Source organism: Microbulbifer maximicatervae (SeqCode) (assembly GCF_052468095.1).
Window position 1 is genome coordinate 3,442,761 of record NZ_CP174332.1, and the last position, 19,780, is coordinate 3,462,540.

At 43.5% G+C, this 19,780-nt stretch carries 25 protein-coding genes; 4 read left to right on the forward strand and 21 right to left on the reverse strand.

What is annotated here, in order from left to right; translation table 11 throughout:
- Window positions 1–152: 152 nt before the first annotated feature.
- Window positions 153–890 (forward strand): TIGR04219 family outer membrane beta-barrel protein, encoded by a 738-nt coding sequence (locus ACJJIL_RS15010; protein ID WP_282931864.1) that lies wholly within the window; start codon window positions 153–155, stop codon window positions 888–890.
- 130 nt (window positions 891–1,020) lie between these two features.
- Complete coding sequence (locus ACJJIL_RS15015; RefSeq protein ID WP_445360076.1) at window positions 1,021–2,073, forward strand: NAD(P)H-dependent flavin oxidoreductase; 1,053 nt, start codon at window positions 1,021–1,023, stop codon at window positions 2,071–2,073.
- A gap of 39 nt (window positions 2,074–2,112) precedes the next feature.
- Here the strand turns inward: ACJJIL_RS15015 and ACJJIL_RS15020 are convergent, their stop codons facing one another.
- Together ACJJIL_RS15020 and pcaB are read right to left on the reverse strand one after the other, a co-directional pair.
- Window positions 2,113–2,853 (reverse strand): carbon-nitrogen hydrolase family protein, encoded by a 741-nt coding sequence (locus ACJJIL_RS15020; protein WP_445360077.1) that lies wholly within the window; start codon window positions 2,851–2,853, stop codon window positions 2,113–2,115.
- A gap of 321 nt (window positions 2,854–3,174) precedes the next feature.
- Window positions 3,175–4,524, reverse strand: coding sequence for a 3-carboxy-cis,cis-muconate cycloisomerase (gene pcaB / locus ACJJIL_RS15025; protein WP_445360078.1), 1,350 nt, complete (start codon window positions 4,522–4,524; stop codon window positions 3,175–3,177).
- A 673-nt stretch (window positions 4,525–5,197) separates the two neighbouring features.
- On the opposite strand from pcaB, the gene ACJJIL_RS15030 reads away from it, so the two are divergent.
- Window positions 5,198–5,968: a class I SAM-dependent methyltransferase gene (locus ACJJIL_RS15030; protein ID WP_444898081.1), complete on the forward strand. Its 771-nt coding sequence runs from the start codon at window positions 5,198–5,200 to the stop codon at window positions 5,966–5,968.
- The gene (locus ACJJIL_RS15035; RefSeq protein WP_445360079.1) at window positions 5,961–6,896 is read left to right on the forward strand and encodes a TauD/TfdA family dioxygenase; all 936 of its coding nucleotides are present in this window, start codon (window positions 5,961–5,963) and stop codon (window positions 6,894–6,896) included. Before ACJJIL_RS15030 ends, ACJJIL_RS15035 begins: the two co-directional genes overlap by 8 nt.
- Window positions 6,897–7,284: 388 nt before the next feature.
- On the opposite strand, the gene ACJJIL_RS15040 is transcribed toward ACJJIL_RS15035, so the two are convergent.
- From ACJJIL_RS15040 to ACJJIL_RS15130, 19 genes are all read right to left on the reverse strand, one after another.
- Complete coding sequence (locus ACJJIL_RS15040) at window positions 7,285–7,632, reverse strand: hypothetical protein (RefSeq protein ID WP_445360080.1); 348 nt, start codon at window positions 7,630–7,632, stop codon at window positions 7,285–7,287.
- A 976-nt stretch (window positions 7,633–8,608) separates the two neighbouring features.
- Window positions 8,609–9,103 (reverse strand): DoxX family protein, encoded by a 495-nt coding sequence (locus tag ACJJIL_RS15045; protein ID WP_445360081.1) that lies wholly within the window; start codon window positions 9,101–9,103, stop codon window positions 8,609–8,611.
- Window positions 9,104–10,255: 1,152 nt separating this feature from the next.
- Window positions 10,256–10,540 carry a hypothetical protein gene (locus ACJJIL_RS15050; RefSeq protein WP_445360082.1) on the reverse strand — a complete coding sequence of 95 codons (285 nt, stop codon included), beginning with the start codon at window positions 10,538–10,540 and terminating at the stop codon, window positions 10,256–10,258.
- A gap of 71 nt (window positions 10,541–10,611) precedes the next feature.
- Entirely contained in the window at window positions 10,612–11,127 is a 516-nt protein-coding gene (locus tag ACJJIL_RS15055) for a ClbS/DfsB family four-helix bundle protein (RefSeq protein WP_445360083.1), read from the reverse strand.
- Between the two features lie 20 nt (window positions 11,128–11,147).
- Window positions 11,148–11,339: a hypothetical protein gene (locus tag ACJJIL_RS15060; protein ID WP_445360084.1), complete on the reverse strand. Its 192-nt coding sequence runs from the start codon at window positions 11,337–11,339 to the stop codon at window positions 11,148–11,150.
- A 252-nt stretch (window positions 11,340–11,591) separates the two neighbouring features.
- Window positions 11,592–11,930 carry an energy transducer TonB gene (locus ACJJIL_RS15065; protein WP_445357976.1) on the reverse strand — a complete coding sequence of 113 codons (339 nt, stop codon included), beginning with the start codon at window positions 11,928–11,930 and terminating at the stop codon, window positions 11,592–11,594.
- Window positions 11,931–12,069: 139 nt separating this feature from the next.
- Complete coding sequence (locus ACJJIL_RS15070; protein WP_444905943.1) at window positions 12,070–12,414, reverse strand: lipocalin-like domain-containing protein; 345 nt, start codon at window positions 12,412–12,414, stop codon at window positions 12,070–12,072.
- Between the two features lie 61 nt (window positions 12,415–12,475).
- Window positions 12,476–12,826, reverse strand: a complete 351-nt coding sequence (locus ACJJIL_RS15075; protein WP_445360085.1) for a hypothetical protein — start codon at window positions 12,824–12,826, stop codon at window positions 12,476–12,478.
- A gap of 35 nt (window positions 12,827–12,861) precedes the next feature.
- Window positions 12,862–12,996, reverse strand: coding sequence for a hypothetical protein (locus ACJJIL_RS15080; RefSeq protein WP_445360086.1), 135 nt, complete (start codon window positions 12,994–12,996; stop codon window positions 12,862–12,864).
- Between the two features lie 94 nt (window positions 12,997–13,090).
- Window positions 13,091–13,513: a hypothetical protein gene (locus ACJJIL_RS15085; protein WP_445354757.1), complete on the reverse strand. Its 423-nt coding sequence runs from the start codon at window positions 13,511–13,513 to the stop codon at window positions 13,091–13,093.
- Window positions 13,514–13,639: 126 nt separating this feature from the next.
- On the reverse strand, window positions 13,640–14,176 hold the full coding sequence (locus ACJJIL_RS15090) for a hypothetical protein (RefSeq protein ID WP_445360087.1): 537 nt from the start codon (window positions 14,174–14,176) through the stop codon (window positions 13,640–13,642).
- Window positions 14,177–14,729: 553 nt separating this feature from the next.
- Window positions 14,730–14,963 carry a hypothetical protein gene (locus ACJJIL_RS15095; RefSeq protein WP_445354759.1) on the reverse strand — a complete coding sequence of 78 codons (234 nt, stop codon included), beginning with the start codon at window positions 14,961–14,963 and terminating at the stop codon, window positions 14,730–14,732.
- Between the two features lie 135 nt (window positions 14,964–15,098).
- Window positions 15,099–15,557, reverse strand: coding sequence for a hypothetical protein (locus ACJJIL_RS15100; RefSeq protein ID WP_445354761.1), 459 nt, complete (start codon window positions 15,555–15,557; stop codon window positions 15,099–15,101).
- A gap of 972 nt (window positions 15,558–16,529) precedes the next feature.
- Window positions 16,530–16,943, reverse strand: a complete 414-nt coding sequence (locus ACJJIL_RS15105; RefSeq protein WP_445360088.1) for a hypothetical protein — start codon at window positions 16,941–16,943, stop codon at window positions 16,530–16,532.
- Window positions 16,944–17,003: 60 nt separating this feature from the next.
- Window positions 17,004–17,441, reverse strand: a complete 438-nt coding sequence (locus tag ACJJIL_RS15110) for a hypothetical protein (protein ID WP_445360089.1) — start codon at window positions 17,439–17,441, stop codon at window positions 17,004–17,006.
- A gap of 114 nt (window positions 17,442–17,555) precedes the next feature.
- Complete coding sequence (locus ACJJIL_RS15115) at window positions 17,556–18,002, reverse strand: T6SS immunity protein Tdi1 domain-containing protein (RefSeq protein WP_445354763.1); 447 nt, start codon at window positions 18,000–18,002, stop codon at window positions 17,556–17,558.
- A gap of 85 nt (window positions 18,003–18,087) precedes the next feature.
- The gene (locus tag ACJJIL_RS15120; protein ID WP_444915419.1) at window positions 18,088–18,414 is read right to left on the reverse strand and encodes a hypothetical protein; all 327 of its coding nucleotides are present in this window, start codon (window positions 18,412–18,414) and stop codon (window positions 18,088–18,090) included.
- Window positions 18,415–18,500: 86 nt separating this feature from the next.
- The gene (locus tag ACJJIL_RS15125) at window positions 18,501–19,388 is read right to left on the reverse strand and encodes an IS3 family transposase (RefSeq protein ID WP_413662311.1); all 888 of its coding nucleotides are present in this window, start codon (window positions 19,386–19,388) and stop codon (window positions 18,501–18,503) included.
- Window positions 19,340–19,693, reverse strand: coding sequence for a transposase (locus ACJJIL_RS15130; protein ID WP_413662312.1), 354 nt, complete (start codon window positions 19,691–19,693; stop codon window positions 19,340–19,342). The genes ACJJIL_RS15125 and ACJJIL_RS15130 overlap by 49 nt, the downstream gene beginning before the upstream one ends.
- Window positions 19,694–19,780: the final 87 nt, after the last annotated feature.

The following is a 19,780-nucleotide window of genomic DNA, read 5'->3' on the forward strand; positions in this document are numbered from 1 at the left end:
AAAAAGCGACCAATTTACTAACAGGCAATACCCAAACGCACCATTTTTACCAGTGCAAAACGTTAAAGATTTGTAAAAATGTGCAACTTAGCCACGGCACGGGAAAAATTTATCTGTAAACTCCGCGACAAATTCATCACGGAGTGAAGTCAATGAAGAAATCCGCACTTGCCTTGAGTACCCTCCTCGCCTGCGGCACCGCAAGCGCAGATACTATTCTCGGCCTTGATGCTACCGCCGGCGCATGGCTGCCAGGCTATAGCGGTAATATCGGTACCGACGAATATAAGCTGGATAACCTGTCCCTCTCGGAAGATAACATTACCTTCCTGCAGGTTGCCCTGGAACACCCCATTCCCCTGGTGCCCAATGTGCTTTTGGCCCACAGCAATATCGATACCGACGGTGACGATACCCTGGCCACCTCCGTTACTTTTGATGATGAAACCTTCACTGCCAATTCAGAAATCCGCACAGATCTGAACCTCACCCATACCGACGCTACCCTTTACTACGAAATTTTGGACAACTGGGTAAACCTGGATGTCGGTTTGACCGCGCGTATGTATGACGGTGAATTTACCGCAGTGAGCGATACCCAGGCAGAGACTGTCGACCTCACTGGCTACCTGCCAATGGCCTACGGCATGGCGCGCTTTGATCTTCCATTTACCGGCTGGTCTGTAATTGCCCAAGGCAATGCAACAGCCTACCGTGGCGATACCCATACCGACCTGACAGCTAAAGTGCGCTGGGATTTTGTACCGGCTGTCGACTTTGCTATCGAAGCTGGTTACCGCGTAATGACTCTCGACCTGGAAGAGCTCGACGACTTGCAGAGCGATATTGAAATCAAAGGACCATACATCGGTTTCAACCTGCACCTGTAAGCAATCCACCTAGGATTGCTGTTCGCGCTCCCCAAAAACTTTTGCAGCAGTAACGCCTGCGAGGTATAGCTACCTCGCACAATCTGCACTAAGGTGGCCCAGAAGGGGAGCGCAACTCACAGGCAGGGCCATGAATCCATTACTCGAAAAACTCGGAATTTCCCATCCCATCTTTGCAGCACCCATGGCCGGGGTATCCACACCCGCTCTCGCCGCCGCTGTATCCAATGCAGGAGGACTCGGCTCACTTGGACTCGGCGCCTGCTCAGTGGAAAAAGCCGTAGATGAAATTCGTTGTACTCACGACCAGACCGAGCACCCCTTTAATGTAAACCTCTTTTGCCACCAGCCCCCGACAAAAGATCCCCAACGGGAGCAAGCCTGGCTTTCCCATCTCGCCCCACATTTTGCCGCCCTCGATGCACCGGTTCCCAAGCTGATCAATGAACCCTACTCAACATTTATCGGCAATAAGGCCATGCTGGAAGTTTTGCTCGAGCAAAAGCCACCGGTTGTCAGCTTCCACTTTGGCCTACCGTCAGAAGAGTTTATCGCCGCACTAAAAGGTGCAGGGATTATCTTGATGGCCACGGCAACCTCTCCTCAAGAAGCCAAACTGGCTGAGGATGCTGATATCGATGTTTTAATTGCCCAAGGTATTGAGGCTGGTGGGCATAGGGGGGTCTTCCACCCAGAGGGCGACCAGGAAATTGGAACTCTGGCGCTGGTGCGATTGCTGTGTTGCCACAGTAGCCTACCAATCGTTGCTGCGGGTGGCATTATGGATGGCGCTGGCATTCGCGCTGCACTATCTCTCGGGGCTAGTGCCGTGCAAATGGGAACCGCATTTGTCCTCTGTCCGGAATCTGCGGCCTCCGACAGCTACCGCAGCGCCTTGCAAAGTGAGCGCGCACAGCACACAGAGATCACCGCCAATATTTCCGGGCGCCCCGCTCGCGGTATCAGCAACCAATTCTATAAAGCACTAAGTAAGGGCGCTCCCCCTCTGCCGGATTACCCGATCGCTTACTCCGCGGGCAAAGCCCTGGCTCAAGCAGCTGCAAAAGCGGGCAATGACGAATATGCCGTTCAATGGGCCGGACAAGGAGCCCCTCTCGCACGAGCCCTGCCCGCAGCCGGATTGGTGACAGCTTTAGTAGCAGAGCTGGAAGCGAGTAAATGAAGCGAGCTATTGGCAACTACCATTTATAGAACTGCACAATTAAAGAGAGACAATTTCCGAACACCACCCTTCATCGCCACGCTCAACGCAAACTAGCTGGCTGGCTGTATCACTCGCGCTGACAATCTCACCTTCGGGGCTCCAAGCTGCACTACAGCCGGCTGTGGAATAACAACCTGTCGGCTGATTAAAGTTCGCAATAGCCACCAATAAATTGTGCTCTAAAGCATAATTTGCCAACTGTTGACTATCCTCCGGGTATCCCGTCGGAGTAATCAATACCCCTGCCACATAAACTGAAGCCCCCTGCTTTTCATAGGTGGCAACATGACCTGGGTTACACACATCTGCACAAATAGCCAGAGCTACGGTCTCACCTTCGATGTTCAGTGATAGATATTCAGATCCGGGAACGAACCACTTTTCTTCTCCTGGGTGCAAATGTATTTTCAAATAAACAGAAATCTCACCCTGAGGAGAAAATACGAGCGAACCGATCGCAATACCATTCTTCTGACGAATAGGCGCACCCACAACTAGCCAAACACCACTGTCAGCTGCCACCTCCGCTAGAGGGCTTAACTGTGGATCGTCGATCTTAACCGCTAATTGTTCAGCCAGATCCGGCTCATAACCAGTTAAAGAAAGCTCGGGAAACACCACAATAGAGGCCTTTTTCCTTACTGCGACTTTTACAGCATGGATATGTGACTCAATATTGCGTTCTATATTTCCTTTCACTGACGGCAACTGTGCCAATGCCAGTTTAAACCTGCCCATCATCCCACCCCTTCAGATCACCACTTAAATACAACATGAACCGAATAAATTACTGTATATGTTACACCACAAGTAATAAGAATCGATTCTTGATTGTGTTAATTTTTAAGTTTCTTCCAGCTATAGAATCCCTATCTTTAAATAAACAACCTACATTTTCTTCAGGTATCTATTTAAAAAAAATAGTTGACTGAAAAAATAAAAACCAGCCAAGATAAATATTTAGACTCTAATCTTAGAGAGTTTGCACTAAGAGCAGCGGACACAAGAATCAATCGACAGCAGCTAGCAGTGACAATTGGGAAACGGCAGGTTACTGAGTCAGCGCTCATTTCCAGCAAGCGTTGCATCAACCATCTCCCCGCATGATCCAAGATAGTTATGAGGGTCAAGAAGCTGATCTAACTCCGCATCAGAGAGAGCCCCTGACACCTGCTTATCTTCCTTTAACAAGTCAGAAAAAGGACGACCCGTCTCCATTGCCTGGCAGCAAATCTGGTAAACCAAATCGTGGGCATTCTCACGCCCCAGTTTCGGTCCCAGTCCCATCATTACAGCCTCAGAGAGCACTAAACCTCCAGTCATTTCCAAATTTCGCATCATTTTTTCTGGAAATACCTGAAGTCCTTCTAGCGCAAAACGTGCCTGGGATAATACCGATGCGGTAAGACAGAATATTTCCGGCAGAACAATCCACTCTATTTCCCACGGGCCCGTAGCCCGCTCATGGTCTTCAACCATCGCTTCCAGCAAAGAGGCAACCTGCTGTCTAACCACTGGGACAGTACCGCTGATAAGAACTGCTGATAGAGGGTTGTGTTTTTGGGGCATTGTACTAGACGCTCCCCGGCCAGATATAAGGGGCTCCGCCACCTCCCCGACTTCTGTCTGTGCCATTAGTTTTATATCGAGGGCTATTTTTCCCAAGGTGCCAGTAATCAGCCCCAATAGACAAGCCACTTCGGTAACGCGATCTCTCATCGTATGCCAGGCGATACAAGGGACTCCGAGATCGAGTTCCTGCATAATTCCTCTTTGAACTTCTAGCCCCTGATGCCCCAGGGAAGAAAGATTACCCGCCGCACCACCAAATTCCCCTACAAACGCCCGAGACTTTATCTCTTTTAAGCGCGTTTGATGGCGATGAATACCAGCCAACCAAACAGCCGCCTTGTAGCCGAACGTTATAGGTACCGCCTGTTGAAGATTGCTGCGCCCAATCATAGGCGTATCCCTGAAACGCTTGGCCAGGCTCGCTAAAGCATCTGCAATCCCATTGACCTCCGTCTCAACAATTTCAAGCGCCGACCTAATCTGTAAGACGGTTGCCGTATCCGTAATATCTTGAGTAGTAGCCCCCCAATGACACCACTGCCCTAAATCTCGACTACACAGTGCCACTAGCTGCTCTACAACACCCAGCACCGGGTAACCAATCAGCTCCGTTTGCTCCTTAAGCTTTACAAAATCTATCTGCTTGGCATCACAGTGTTGAGTAATGTCCTCTGCAGCCTCTGCAGGGATTATTTTTAACCGGGCCTGTACTTTGGCCAGCGCCGCTTCAACATCGAGATAGCGCTGAACACGCTGTTCATCCGAGAAAATCTTCCGCATTGCTGAAGTACTAAAAATATCGCAAAAAACGACCGAATCAATCGCGGTTGCTCTCATATCAAATCACGCTCAACAAGATGCCTAGACGCCAGCAGAATCAAAACCACAATAACATCAGATTAGCCAAGGAAGAGATATCCTAAAAAATTAACCTAAGTATCGAGACGCCAAGAATATGGGGAACTAGAGGCGCCGTTAATCAGGCACAGCAATCCAACCTAAGAGAATTGAATACAACAAGCTAAAACATAACTCCTGATTACATCACCCCCTACCCAAACAGCTTCTTAAGGCGAATTTAATCCATTAAATTCAACCCCAAAAAATAAGTTTTATTTGACATATATCAATTCTAAAAATAACAGTACTGCTAACCTGAGCCGGCATGAAAAATATAAATAAAATATGAGCTATGAATATTCTATCTCAACAAAAAGACTTTGAGGATCCTCCTCCAGCTTTGCATACTCAACCAAGCAACAAAATCAAACAATAAAAAACTGCCAGCATGCCCACGCAAAACAAGCTGCAGAATACAACAAAACACCAAGTGGATTTCCTGGTAATGACTAACTTTATATATTTAAAATGCCAGCCTTATCAAAACAGCAATTAAACTTAAATAATTAAAGCCGCAAATACCTAAAATTTCACCAGCCATGTAGTAAACACTAATACACACACCACTGCATAGCATACTTTATCCCTAAAATTGAAGGAGCAGTTCGGGATGAACTTACCACTATCAACTGAAACCATCTATAACAAACAAGCTCACAGCTGGAACCGCTCGGAGAAAATCCTACTCAGTGATTTCACCGCTCGCCCCAAAGTTTTGGAGGCAATCGGAGATATCTCCGGGAAAAACATATTGGATATGGGCTGCGGTGAAGGCTATGTATCCAGGATGCTACTTGATAAGGGAGCAGGTTCAATCTTTGGTGTTGACTCTTCCTCAGAGATGATTTCCCAGGCAAAGAAAACGGCTTCTGCTGGAAACTTGACGAAAGCAGAATATGCAGTTGGAAATGCCGTTACATTTACAGAATTCCCTAGAGATAAATTTGACCATGCTATCGCTGTATTTCTTTTCAACTATCTAACCATAGAAGAAATGACAAAAGTGATAAGCAAGGTCAAGAATCTACTAAATAAAGGGGGTACCTTTATTTTTACAGTGCCTCACCCTTGCCTTCCGTTCATGAGGGAAGAAGTTCCTCCATTCTACTTTCAACACGGCAACATGACTTATTTAGATGGTATAGATCAAACATTTGAAGGAAAAATATGGCGCAGAGACGGCAAGCCAGTTTCAGTACGATGCGTGCATAAAAATTTTTCACACTATTTTGAAGCTCTGGCACAAGCTGGTTTTAAATCCCTGCCAACCGTTCAAGAACTCTCAGTAACTCAAGAGCACCTTGACCTAGATCCAGATTTTTTCTCACCACTAGCCGGCTATCCACTACACGTATTATTTAAGGTGCAAGTAAATGACTAACTTAGCCCCAAGTGAAGTAGTTCAAGCTCAAGCCTGGACTGCTAATGATATGACCGCAACTTCCAACTGGAAGTTTCTGTGGCCTTCAAACTGGAAATATGAAGTCGAGGCTTTGGAGAGCTGGGCCAAACAACAAAACAACCCGATTGAAAATCTGACCCAAGAATCAGTTGCCACACCTGAATTCGACCAACTTGCCAACCAGATAAAACATGAAATAGAACATGGTAGTGGTGTGGCATGGATACAGGGCGAGGAATCATTAAGCAAGCCAACGCTTAACCTACTATTTCTAAAGCTTAGCCTGGCAATGGGCAATACTATAGATACTTATGGCCGGCTTTATGGGATTCTCGACACAGGAAAAGACTATACTAGCGAAGCTATTCCTGTGTCTCAGACAAATGCACCCACTGGCGTCCATACTGATAGCTCACAACGTACCGTACAACCAAAGATACTTGGATTATGCTGCCTTACTCCGGCAGTTGAGGGTGGAAAATCGAAAATCGTCTCTGCGGCTCAAGTTCATGAAAACTTACGAAAAACTGCCCCACAAAAACTAGAGGTCCTGTACAACAACTATATTAGGGATTTAGTTACTCCAGGCAGTGACAAAAACATAAAAAGCATACTTGAGAACTGTTTTCCTATTTTCGAATATTCAAACGAAAAGCTCAGTATTCGTTATATGCGATACTGGATTGAGAAAGGCCATCAGCGTGTAAACCAGCCTTTATCAAAAGAAGTACTTAAGGCTCTGGATATACTAGATAAGGAATTAAACAGTGCGGAGAATACATTAAGCTTCTACATGAACTCTGGAGATATGGTCTTTGTTGACAACACCAAAGTCCTACATGATCGGGATGGATTTATTGATACTCCGAATCAGAAGCGGGTTTATACCAGGGTATGGATTAATTAGTCTCCATCTAATCAACCCATAAACCATATACTCTTTAGCAGAACACCATCACTTTGTGAGCTAATAATTTGCGAAATGCTGATTGGCAGCCTAAGAAAAACTGGAGAAGTACTTTAAACACTTCTCCAGCTTTAACAGGTGAAAGACTTCCCCGCAGAAATTTCTATTAACTCCCAATTAAACCTAACGATACCGGATACCTACTACAGGCAGGCTAGTCTTTTTATTAACACCTCGAACCCGGACTTATGAAGTTGGAGGCTTTTTTTGGGGGCAAAACGAGATCAGCTTTTCAAAGCTTCATGCTTTAACTTACATGGTTCACTTGCCTGATTTTGACCCATGCATGCAGCAAAAGATAGGTTGCATGACATGGGATTATAAGGTATCACAGACGCTGTATTTGAACGTGCTGAATTTTACCACCATATACAACCACATCTTCCAAACCGGAATACTCTACTTTCTCTCCAGCATGTGTTTCACCTGAAAAGTTAAAGTTGAAATGAACTATCCCGGGTTTGGTTTCAGTAACACTGCATACTTCCCACTCAAGCTTTGAAAACATACCATGATGAAGTCTCTGCACAGACATGATGTCATTCACACCTAAGAATAGATCTCCTTTTCCTGACCTGAATGTGGAGCTTTCACAAAATAGTTTTGTGATTTCATCAAAGTTACTTTCGTTTGAGAGTTTGAAATAATACTCTGCCACTTCCAAAGAACTCATCATCTTTTATTCCTCTCGATTACACATATCTGAGTTGTAGCATAGACCTACTCATAAGCGCAACGCTTTACTCAGGCCATCACCGGGATAAAGCTGCTTTGGTCTACAGCAAAAAGCGAGCAGAACATAGGATTCAGCAATTTGTTATGCTTTACTCCAAATAATTAAAAAAAACCCACATGAATATAGGAGCATTGATTCCTATTGACAAAACACCAAAATGTTGAAAACGTTTAAGCTTGGGCTTCCACCTGCTTTTGTAAATTTTACTAAACCGAAACGGTTCGTCTATTTCCTAACTTGAAATAAACATCGAAGTTATCATTATCAAAGCAGCGACAACCAATATGATTGATTTTATCAAACCACTCAGTTGAATAAAAATCACAACCCACCAAGAAATTGGAACAACACACCCAACAAAAAACCTACCGCAAATAATATTCTATATTTCATCCGATCTTTTTAAAAAAATAACAATTCAAACATATCTGTGCTTCAGCAGGTCTGTTTGATTCGATTTACTAAAACTTGGCACCATCTAATTCCATTGCTGCTTTCGATAAGTCTTCCAATTCCTGAGCCGCATATTACTGCGATAATAACCATCCCAAGAATTGGGCAAACACTTAGGATGTCGACGCCCTCTAATTTTAATAGAAACACCAACTTCATTTATACTAGAAGCATGAAATTGCTTCATTTCATTTTTTGTATGAGGATAACGAAAGTAGTCGGAATAGCTCATACTAACCTCCAGTAGCCATAAATTGCTAATGGAAGCCATACCCTTTTTCTTTAAGTATTTTTCTATAATTCACGATCTTATTCTACAAAGAATTTTAGTACTTAATTCAAAAGAAGTGCTTATTTATCTTCATTCCAATTTGTTCTACCGGATTCAATTAAAGCAAGCTTAAAAACCGAACGATACGGGGGTCATATTAAGTGTGCGCAGGTCTTACACACAATACTTCAATCAGCCGACTGCATTAGTGGTCGACTGCTTTAAATTGTTATGACCTTTCACACACAGAAAATATGCCCATGCAATTAGTATGATTTGCAGTGGCGCACGTAATAGCAAATAAACAGGCCCCCGTTGATGCCCGCCAAGACCAATACCGTTTAATGCCCCATATATATTTGCAGGAAAGAAAATAACGAAAACTACAATAGCAAGCCATGCAGCATGGAGCTGATATCTTGGCACAAAAAGAGCAACACCTATCAATAGCTCAATCAATCCAGTGAGATAGATTATTGCTAGGCGAAAAGGGACCCAAGACGGTAACATTTCCACCATGCCCTCCGTTTTAACAAAGTGCCCAACGCAGAAGAATATGAAGGTTATTCCCAATCCCCAATAGGCGTACTTTTTAACATTCAGAGGCATGCCGCTAAACTTTGAATAAATAAAAGAGATACCTAAGGGACTAGACAACAGTAAAAGAATAATTATTGGAGTTACCATAGTTTCCTCATAACGCTAAGCTCACCCACAGAGACGCATTCGCGCTGGAGCCGGTGACAGCACCTTGTGTGGTTGTTCTTGCCCGATTCTGATATTGAAAGTACTTTTCGCTAACGGGTAAATTGGGAGCCATCTTCGGTGGCCACCGAAGACCTTGTGAGTCACAGTTCATTGCTGAACCGATTAGTTTATATAGACCATTAAAGAGTACGAACGTGACAGATATCCGCAAGGCACAACTCAGAAAGTTATGTGGACCTCAAACCCGAATAGCAAGGTGGAGATAGCTTATCGTATGAAACCTCAATAGATCAATGTCAGAATTGATACCGACAATAAATAACTCGATATTCATGTGAGATCTACAGGCCAATTCTTTAGTGTCACCAATAAAAATTTCATTAAGTCATTAAGGATGCCACTCAATCTCAAAGAATATTAGCAGAGTCTACAGAAAGACTCGAATTAGAGTTTGTTTGTGCATGGAGAAAGCAGACTACCCCCCCTAAATACGACCATGAAAAATAACACCTACTGGGATGAAAGTATGGCTTAAAAAATTGACGAGCAACCATAGTCACTTGCTATGAGAGCCTCTCACTGGGACATAATCCCAATGACCGAACTGATTGAGAGTGACTATTTACAGCTGGGGGATACTCCCTCTGAGCAGCAATACTGGATAGTTATCGCCATATCATAACCCGATGCAGACATATGAAGTAAAACACTGGGTTGCTCACTGCCGACTTTATAATCCATAGAAGAGCTTGAAATTTCCTTTTTATCAATCAATAGAAAGGTTTGAACCCCTCCCGCTAAGCAACTTTCGAGTTTGTTAGCAAACTCAAGCTGATATAGAAAAGTATCAACACTTCCAGAATCTATTTTTCCAACTTAATAGACAGCAAGTCAGCATTTACTCGTGTTACTTCAGTATTTTTAGTTGGGCCATAGGCCATAGATTCGCCACAAAGCGCTAAAAATAAAAATGTTAGAACATGCTTAAACATAGTTCGTTTAGCTCATAATGTCGGATTCAGGCGCGCCAGGAGCGAAGCGCCACTTGTGTATTAAGGGGAGCGCAGCAACCTTACACTCAAAAGTGCGTAGCTTTGGGTGTCGACTGAAACCCCTTGTTGTGTAGGAGGATTACCATATGATACTTGTAATTACTATTACTGCTACAATATACAAAACACCATTAATCGCAGTACGAATAGTTAATGGTGGGTCAGATTCTCTAGCGCTCAATTTCTTATATAGATAAATACTACTTAAGCTGACAAATACACATATCGTAGCAATTACATAATCTTGAACGCTAGGCACTGTCTTGTCTGTAAGAATATATGCAAAAAAAAGCAAAATACCTGATATAGGAAGCCCTATAGCTGTATATGCACTTAGCAGTACATTTTTTGTTTCACTGCTCATTCTTCACCTCGAACAAAACGCTTAAATTAGGTACTTCTTAGGCGTCATCTGGGTTTACAGGTTGTATGAATTCACTTGATATTATTTTGCTTCTTAAACCTGCGCACCTTTGTGCGGATATTTTTCATTGGAGATGAAGTATTAAACTGGATCATCCTCCCAAGGGTGTAACTTTTATACCAACTGTGTCCATAAAGTTCATCATTGCTCAACGAGTCTACAAGCTTCAGTATTTTTTGTATTGTAAACTGGAATTCTGTTAGCAACTGTTTATAAGACCAATCCTTATAGGATGCATGAAAGTGCTGCGCTAGCTTCCCAAGCTCATTCCAGCTGTAACCTTTTTCTGGAAAATCTACTTCGAGATTATTTGCCCTAAGCTCATGCCATTTTAGGACAAGACTTCCCCAACCGATCAGGTATGAAATAGTATCAGAAACGCTTATTTCTGTATTTTTTATATTACCTTCGACACCAATCTCTCTCGAAAGCTCCTTGGGAACCCCCATATAATCAGCAAATAAATTTTCATAAGAATTTTCAATTGAGGAGATTAATTCTTCTTTATTTTTCGAAATTGAAGACATAGCTATCAATGGTTACTCGATTACAGAGTATTTACATAACATTCGCACTTGCAGTGGGTGAAGCGTGGCGTAAGCCATTCGACCGCGATAGCGGCAAATAATATGTGCTTGTTCAGTAATTTAACACCCACCATCACCATCGCCTCCATCGCCTCCATCTCCACCATCTCCACCATCTCCACCACCAAAATTTCCTGAATATCCACTGCCAAGGTAAGCGCCAGAGCTAGAGCCCTGAGTTATTCCAAACTTTACAATAAACCACAGCACACTGGAAATTAGGAAGCCAGTGAATACTAACGGGGCAAAAACTGAGTTAAGAAAATTTTCGGAAGTAAGATCGATCATATACCAAGATCCGACTAGGCCGAAAAAATTAATTATGAATGATTTCATTCGCCCCTCTTGTATCACTTAACACCTTGCAGAGACCCATAGGGCCGTAGACTCGCTGCCCATGATTGTTATTTCTGTATACACTCGCCGTCCAGATTGTAGCTTATTTTGCGCTTCACGCCATGAACTGGGACAGTCACACCTATTAATTCCCCAGGCACTAACTTGTATTTCATAAGAGCTTTTCTAGCCGCCTCATCAAATACGCCTTCAGGATAAGAATCTATGATTTTAACATTTTCAAAAAAACCACTAGGCATTACCGTCACTTCGAACTCGACCCACCCCTCTATGCAATTTTTAAGTGCCTCTAAAGGATAATTTGGCTTTACATAAATTATTGTTGCCGACGCAATTCCGGACATGAGAGAAATAGTGAGAGTAAATATTATTGGAATGCTCTTCATATTCTTATTCTTATTCTTATTCTTATTCTCACAACGTTAAGATCAGCGGCGGCTTGCTTCGCGAACATTTAACATACATATTGGAGCGCAGCAACGGTATAAAAAACGCACAAAATAAAATGTCAGCTACATTGCCTTGTTAAGGCTTTTGCCTGCTAAACGTAAATTTATTGCCATTTTCTACCAGCCCTCTAAAGAAATCCTTATCAATCTCGGCAATATGAGCCTTTACTATATAAGAACCATCCAAGCGAAGAATGAGAGTGTTACCTATTAACTCCCAAGCTCCTTCAAAAGGTAAAACCAAACAGCCTAGTTTTGGATAGTTTGTACACTTAAAAGTGTTGTCATATCTAAACTCACACTCGTCCCAGCCTGACTCACCACCAAATATGCCCCCACTCCTATCCTCCCAGGTGCCTACTAGATCCTGAGCTAAGCAAGTATTGCTACTTAGTAATAATAGAGTGACGAGCTTATTCATGGAGAACCTTAACACCTTTAATATGTGCGGTCGCGCAGCAAACGTCACATGTCTAACTTTATTATGTGCATTTACCTACTGCCTTAATTGAAAAATGTACTGTTCCTGCATGACTTGTCTTTTTATATAGGCACAGCTCTGAGCCTATTTTTACTTGGCCAGGAGAGCTTACCCCCACATGAGCTAAGTTGCCGTTAGCTAATTTGACCAAGAGTTTAGGATCATTTCCAGTTTGGCTGCCACCATAAACCTGAGCATGCGCGACACCTGAAACAAGCTCAGTGCTTTTAGGAAAACCGACATACTGGAAGAGCACTCCAATTCCCAGCGTAACCAAGATTGCGAACAGAATGCCTTTGTGCTCGCAGTACCAGAGTTCAACTGTCGCAAATATGGCTCGTTTATCTCTCATAGTCTAGACAATGCTGCCATTGCTTGTTAGCTTTTTTACTGAAAGTCCCCACGAGCTTTTAAAATACCATTTTGCTTCAAAAGAAACAGCTCATCGATATAGTTGCCGTAAACTACTACAGCAGAACTTCCCTCTATTTTGTAGTAAGGCTCAGGGAACTCGATCTTCACTGGCTTGATCTTCATGTTCTTATTATATGAATGGGCATAGTCATAAGTGGTATATGGAAGCCATGCAGAGGCTGGAACGAACATCACCTACTTGTTAGCCTTTGCCACCAAGCTCGAATTTCTGATGCAACTCATAGATTTGCTCCGTAAGGATATTATTACAATTCTGAACCGAAATCCGAGCGCCTGACTTATCTCCGATAACCACATATCTTACCCCGACTTGAAAGTCGTATTTGCACGTACAGGCTGTATCAAGTTTTAGATAGATTTTTTCAATTCTATTTCCATTAAGATCTTCGACCTTATCAAATAGAACTTCAATAGACTCTATTCTTTCTTCATGCCCTTTTTCTTGCGATACGGTAGCCTTTCGATATTGAACCTCTCCACGAAAGGTAAAATTCGACTCTTCTATTCTTTCAGATAATGTTTTCTTCGTATACTCAATCCAGCAGCTTGCCAGCCCACTTGGCGGGCATATCAATAGAGCTAAGACTACTAAGAATTTATTCATGGCTTAGAGGCTAACGCCGCGCTCAGAGGCGGCTTACTTTGGGCGCTTTATGCGCGAAAATAGGAGCAAAGCAACTGCGCATAAAATGCACAAAGTAAGACGTCGCCTTGCAGCGCTTTGTTAGGGCTAACCCCGGGCACTGCCTCTGTGCTTAAGCCAAAACCCAGAATGATGCTGTGCAACCGACAGCCCTAAGCAGAAACGCTCAATGTTCAGCTGTGATTTTGGAAACGTGAATTCACGCACGAACATCGATTGCAAGAGTACTAGTGCCGCCCCTATCTGGGTAGAAGACTCCGGCCCATGCCCGCCATTTATATAGCTGGGAAAAAAGTCCATCATTTCCCTGAAATGAAGGCGAGCCATTACAACAGCAATTTGTGGGCTAACCATACTACCATTTTTGAAGCGGTTCTTTAGCTCTTCCAGATGCGACTTATTCTCCGAGACAATGAGGCACATACATGCAATTAAGTGCGAACGCCAATTCACATCAAGTAGCAGAGTTTCATAACCTGCATGTTCGGTTTCAAGCTCAGTAGCTAGAGCACTAAAGATAGAAAGATCACTTTCTACTTCAAATGGTTGAAAACTCAAATCAAGGGCCTTCAGGTAGAAGCTACCATCATTACTGAGCTCTTCTAACCTCTTAAATACGTTCATCCACCAATTGCCCTAACGCCCGGTTAATGGGCAAGCGGAGCAACGCGTAGCCTGTCCCAGTGAAAGCTGCGTTTTTCGCAGCTGGAACGAATTGAACCGCTTATTATATTTATGCACTACCAAAGACACGAGCCACACACCGATTACAACCCCAGATTGAAGTCACCAACCCAAGGAAAAATAGAAAGCCAAGAAAAATACAAAGTGACTTTGTAACCATATCTAAAGGTCCTTCGCTTTGGGCTACCCAATATACTCCATAGCCTCCGCCCACTAGGGCAATAAAGCTGAGTATAAAGAGTGTTGGACGTTTCCAGTTTGCTTGAGGCATATCACCCCAAAAGCATAAGAAATTGACAACACTACAAAGATTACAATTTTTTCTCATATGATTTAAATATAACGCCTTTAGCATGGGCGGCCGCTATGGAGCGAAGCGGAATAGTGGACGTCCTGCCCGGCGGCTTTTTGCCGGGCGAGCATACCTAAACTTGTATGGTGTACGGACTCGCAGTATAGCACCATGAAACCATCCCCGATTTTTTGTATGATGCTAACCCCACTGCCCCAAAACGACGACGGATATTGACACCACCAAAAACAGTAAAGCAGCAATAGTAAGCGTTGAAACTAAAATGTACTTGTTGCGATGGAGAGCATACGAACCAAAGGTTAGCTTCGATACAATGCTACCCACTGCGACTGGCGCACCTATAGCTAGGGCTATAGCCATCCAGGGACCTATTGCCTGAATGATTGTGCCTGCGCCGACGAATAATGCTTCCATTCCAAACTCCATCGAGTACACCTAACGTTGCCAGTAGAGGCGGCCTACGCTGTGTGTGTGCGCGCAGCGCATAGCGTAGGCCGTCCTGCGGAGGCGCGCAGCGCCGGAGCGTACTGCCTGGCTAGGTTAGGTGACTTACCGATAAATAAGTTCGCCATTCTTCTTTACAAATACAGGTTCTGTTACTGTAAGTCTCTGTCCATCTCTATAAGCAACGGTTTTTAGCTCTAACTGAAAGAACCTGTCGTCCGAATAAAACCATTTAGTTACTGTTGTTTTTACGTTTTCATACTTAGTTCCTGGTGCACCTAATTTACCGAGATTTGCATGTTCGATTTTACTCATGTCGGTTACATGCAGGTCACCTGCCCCGAAGATAATTAAGTAACATTGTGAAGACTCTTCTTTGTAGCAAAGCGCATAAGCGCTTTTCCACTTATTCCACTTTCCCTGGTCAATGGCTAGCGAAAGTTTCTCTCGTGAAATATTTTTGAATTCAGAGATCCGGCTCAAAGTATCTACAAGATCACACTCACCACAAGCAGTCGCTTGTGAAGTAAGAGCTAAAAAAATAGTTAAAAGTATTGATCTCATATTCACCTAACGTTGCCAGCAAGGGCAGCCGAAGCGGAGCGTAGGCTGTCCAGCCCAGCCTCCGGCTGGGCGATCTTGCCTGGCCTAGTTATAGCTGGCGCGCACTGAACGACCTACTTGCTCTCTGCCAGCCAACTTTGGCTGGCCACTGCCCGATAAATTTACAGGAGAAAATACCATATTTTCCCCTCCGGATAACTATCCGATTGGCACTCAACGATGGCCTAGCAGGCTTGTAGGGCTTACTGACTGAAAGCGAAGGCACTGGAACGGAACTGCGGTACCAACTTGCAGGAAAACTCTCAGGAAAAGTGTGCTCAGATAGAGATTGATGCTTGCAGCAGCTACAAAACATCTAAATATTGACCGCCACAATAACGCCGCCGGCAGGGGCAGCTTACCTTGTGCGCATTTTGCGCGAAACTGGGAGCACAGCGACCTACGCAAAAGGTGCACAAGGTACGCTGTCCCGCGGAGGGCCGTAGGCCCGGAGTAAATTGCCCGGCTTTGTTAAAACCCAGACCACCTGTATGCACCAAGTATGAGGTCTGAGTACTTAGCTCCAAGACTTCTATAGAGGCTTCTATTGGCCTCGAGCTTTGACTCTAAGTCAGAGTCTTTAAGGTGAAATACACCCCGATTAATGATCACTAACAAGTTACATATTGTGAACTCACGCTCATGCCTTTCGGTAGGATAGTTTGAGCATAAAGATATCACTTCTCCGGGAACATAACTTTGGCTAGTTGTCATGATGCAGCCCTGAGCGAAGATAATGCTTTTAAGGCTTTTATAGTAATCGTCAGCATCTGTGCCGTAGTCACTTTTCGCTATAAACCTAAGTTCACTCTCAGTGATGGATTGTATGAATTCGATCATTGGATGTTTTAACGACTACAACAGGGGCGGCCGGAGCGTAGCGTAGGCTGTCCCGCGAAGGGCCAAAGGCCCGCAGCAACCTGTTTGTACTTGTTAAATTTTTTGCTCATAGTACAGCGCTACAGGTGAGTAATACATTAATGCCAGTAGCACGCCAGACAGCAGCATAGATATGTCATAGAGCACTTGGCTAAAACCGCTGTAAACCGTGATACCCATGAATGGATACACTGCAAATGTAGTAACAAATCCAGCAGCATAAACATGCCTTGCCCATGACTTGAATAAAAGCAGGCCGATCAGTGAAACCAGCACCATAATGATGGCAACAACAGCCAATACGCCAGCCGCAACAAGTTTTGTGCCTTCAATCTCTGGCTCAATCTCAACAACATAATCAAAAACCTGATCAGTTATTGGGTCAGGCCAGATATAGTCATATACGCCAGATAGTAAGCCTATGGCTAGCGATAATACAATTAGTGTTCGATATTGATTCTTACTCATAGGAATTTACCGCCGCATTCAGCCGCCGCCCAGCTTTGCCCGTCGTGCTGCAATGCCTTGTTATAGGCTTGCAAATGACCCTTTACATATATTATCTGCATTCTGTCTGACTGCAGGCTTCATAGGCGCACGCAGCTCTACGAGGTGGCTGTAAATTCTCATTTTGTTTTCACGGTGGTAGCTTGAAAAGCTAATTATTCTTTCCTGGAATTCATTTGCACCTGTACTTTCATCCCATTTACTGTCATCAAATCTTTTCTTTACATCAATCATCAATGTTTCTGATGCAGGGTGCCTATCTTTTCCATCGTGGAAATACTGGTAGCAGTTCAGAAGGTTTACCTGGTTAAGAAGGTCAAGCTGATACTCATGAAGGTATAGATTCCATCGTGTTTTATTATCGCTAGTTCTCGATTCTATAGTGTAACTATAAGCCATGTAAGAGATAGCAAGAGCCATTATCGCGATTGATATATTTAGCAAAGATTCTGTTTTCATACTGAGATCTCTCCATGCCCTATAACGCCGCCATAACCGGTTTGGGTAAAGTGGCGGCTTTTTTGCGTCAGCGAAAAAGATGACGCTTTACCCAAATCCGAGTTCATGGCCTTGTTATGAGGGTGCATTGATCACTTTAAGATCAACTTTATCACCAGCTTTTAGATCTTTCAGCTGGTATCCGTAGCTTCCAGAAACACGGATTAACTCGACAAACGATATGCTTTGAACATTATCACCATAATATTCACCACCTAACACACCAGGTATTACAAGATAATATTTTCTACCTTCAGGAAGAACCCCAAGCCTACTTATAGCGTCCGATGCAATTTCTTCCATGTACCAATCTTCTATAAAATCCGGCTGTTTAACTAAGACTCTAAAATCTTCAGTAGACTCGGAAATAACCTTACAATAAACGTCTTCTGGAGATAACCTCCAGATTTTTCCTTCAATATCTCTAAGAATGATATTTCCAAATGAGTTTTCATCTATAACATCGATAGGGACAATTCCTGTCCATCCCCATGAATTTCGAACCTCTTCGATGATATTCATATGTGATTACTCATAACGCCTGGCTCATCGGCGAGCGTAGCGAGTCCGGTGGAGGCCGCAGGCCGGAGCGAAATGCAGCCGCTTGTTATGAGTGAAAACTCTCAAGATACACTACTATGTTTTTTGCTGATTTATAAGCTTTTGCACATTCAATGGCACTTGATGAATCACCAAATTTAAAGAATATATCCGCACCGTTGTTTAGTAAGAGTTCGACGAATTCTAGCTCCTCATCTCCTGGACCACCTCCAGACTGAATACAGCTATCTATAGCGCTATCGACAGCTACAGATAATATTGACCCGCCATCAGGGTGTGGGCAATTAACATCCGCTCCCATCTCAATCGCAGACCTCATAGCTACAAGATCTAAATTTTCAAACGCTTCGATTAAATCGCGATCTCTATTCATAAGCTACACATAACGCCCAAAGCAGCGGCGCGCGTTAGCGCGTCCGAAGCCTCCCCCCTTAAAGTAGACGCCACCTTATATTCATCTTATGCGGCCATTCTTTCATATTCATCTGGGCTTTTGAACCCAAGTGAACCATGTCTTCTTTTAAAGTTATAGTACCTATCAAGATACCAAGCTAAGTTAGCTCTTAGTTCCTCAACGGATTCAAAATTAAATCCTTTGAAACTCTCAGTTTTCAGTGTTTGAAAAAATGATTCTACATACACATTATCATTCATAAATCCTGGACGGTTCATGCTCGGCTCAATACCCAGTTCTTTGAGTCGACTTTGGTATGCATAAGCACCGTACTCAGAACCTCGGTCACTGTGAAATATTAGATCTGATTCTATATTTCTGCGACGAACAGCTTTATTTAGCGCTGACAGTGTTAGCTCAACAGTTCGAGTATCCGACAACTCCCAACCCAACACTTTCCGGGAGTAAAGATCAATAATCACAGCTAAATATTGCCATTGTCCATTGATCTTCAGATAGGTTACATCACCAGCCCATTGAGAGTCTGGTTTACTCGGCATACCATGCTCTCTTTGTAGGTTTTCAACCTTAATATAAGGATTTCCAGGCAAAGGGCGTCGACGATAGATCCTTCCAGCTTTCCCCACGATTCCAGCCTCTCTCATAAGGCGTTCAACGCGTTTGTGATTTATTCGTTCACCATTAGCTTTCAGCTCTGCGCTAATTCTTGGACTTCCATAATTACCATCATGCTGTGTATAGATAGCTTCGATACACCCTAGAATTCGCCTATTCTCTATGTCACGAGTGCTCTCATCTCGATTGAGCCACTTATAAAACCCTTGGGGTGAAACATTCAAGTATCTACATAAGTACCTGACACCAAAGTCTGATCGATTAAGAGCTATGAACGAGAATCTTTCAGCTTTGGATCTTTCAGGTACATTTCCCACTTTTTTAGGAAATCATTCTCCTTTTGCAATTTCTCGACCTGCTTTTTTAGACGTCTTATCTCTTTATCATCGGTTTGAGACCGATTTTTCGTTGTTTTTGTCATACTTATTCTACGACTGGGCTTCTCGACCAGCTTGCCTTCTCTACTTTCCTGTCGCCATCTATACACCATTACTGGATGCAAACCAATAATGTTGGCGATAGTAGTCGTATCTACTTTCAGTTGATTAGTGAGAGCTACCACTCTAACTTTGAATTCTGTTGAATATTCAACAACTCGCTCTTCACTCAGTATTTTCGGCATTTTTTCCTACCCTATTCAAAAGGTAGGCGTCTACTCAATGGGGGAAGGTTTCTCCAGCCCGCAGGGCGATGCTGCCTTTGCTTGTTA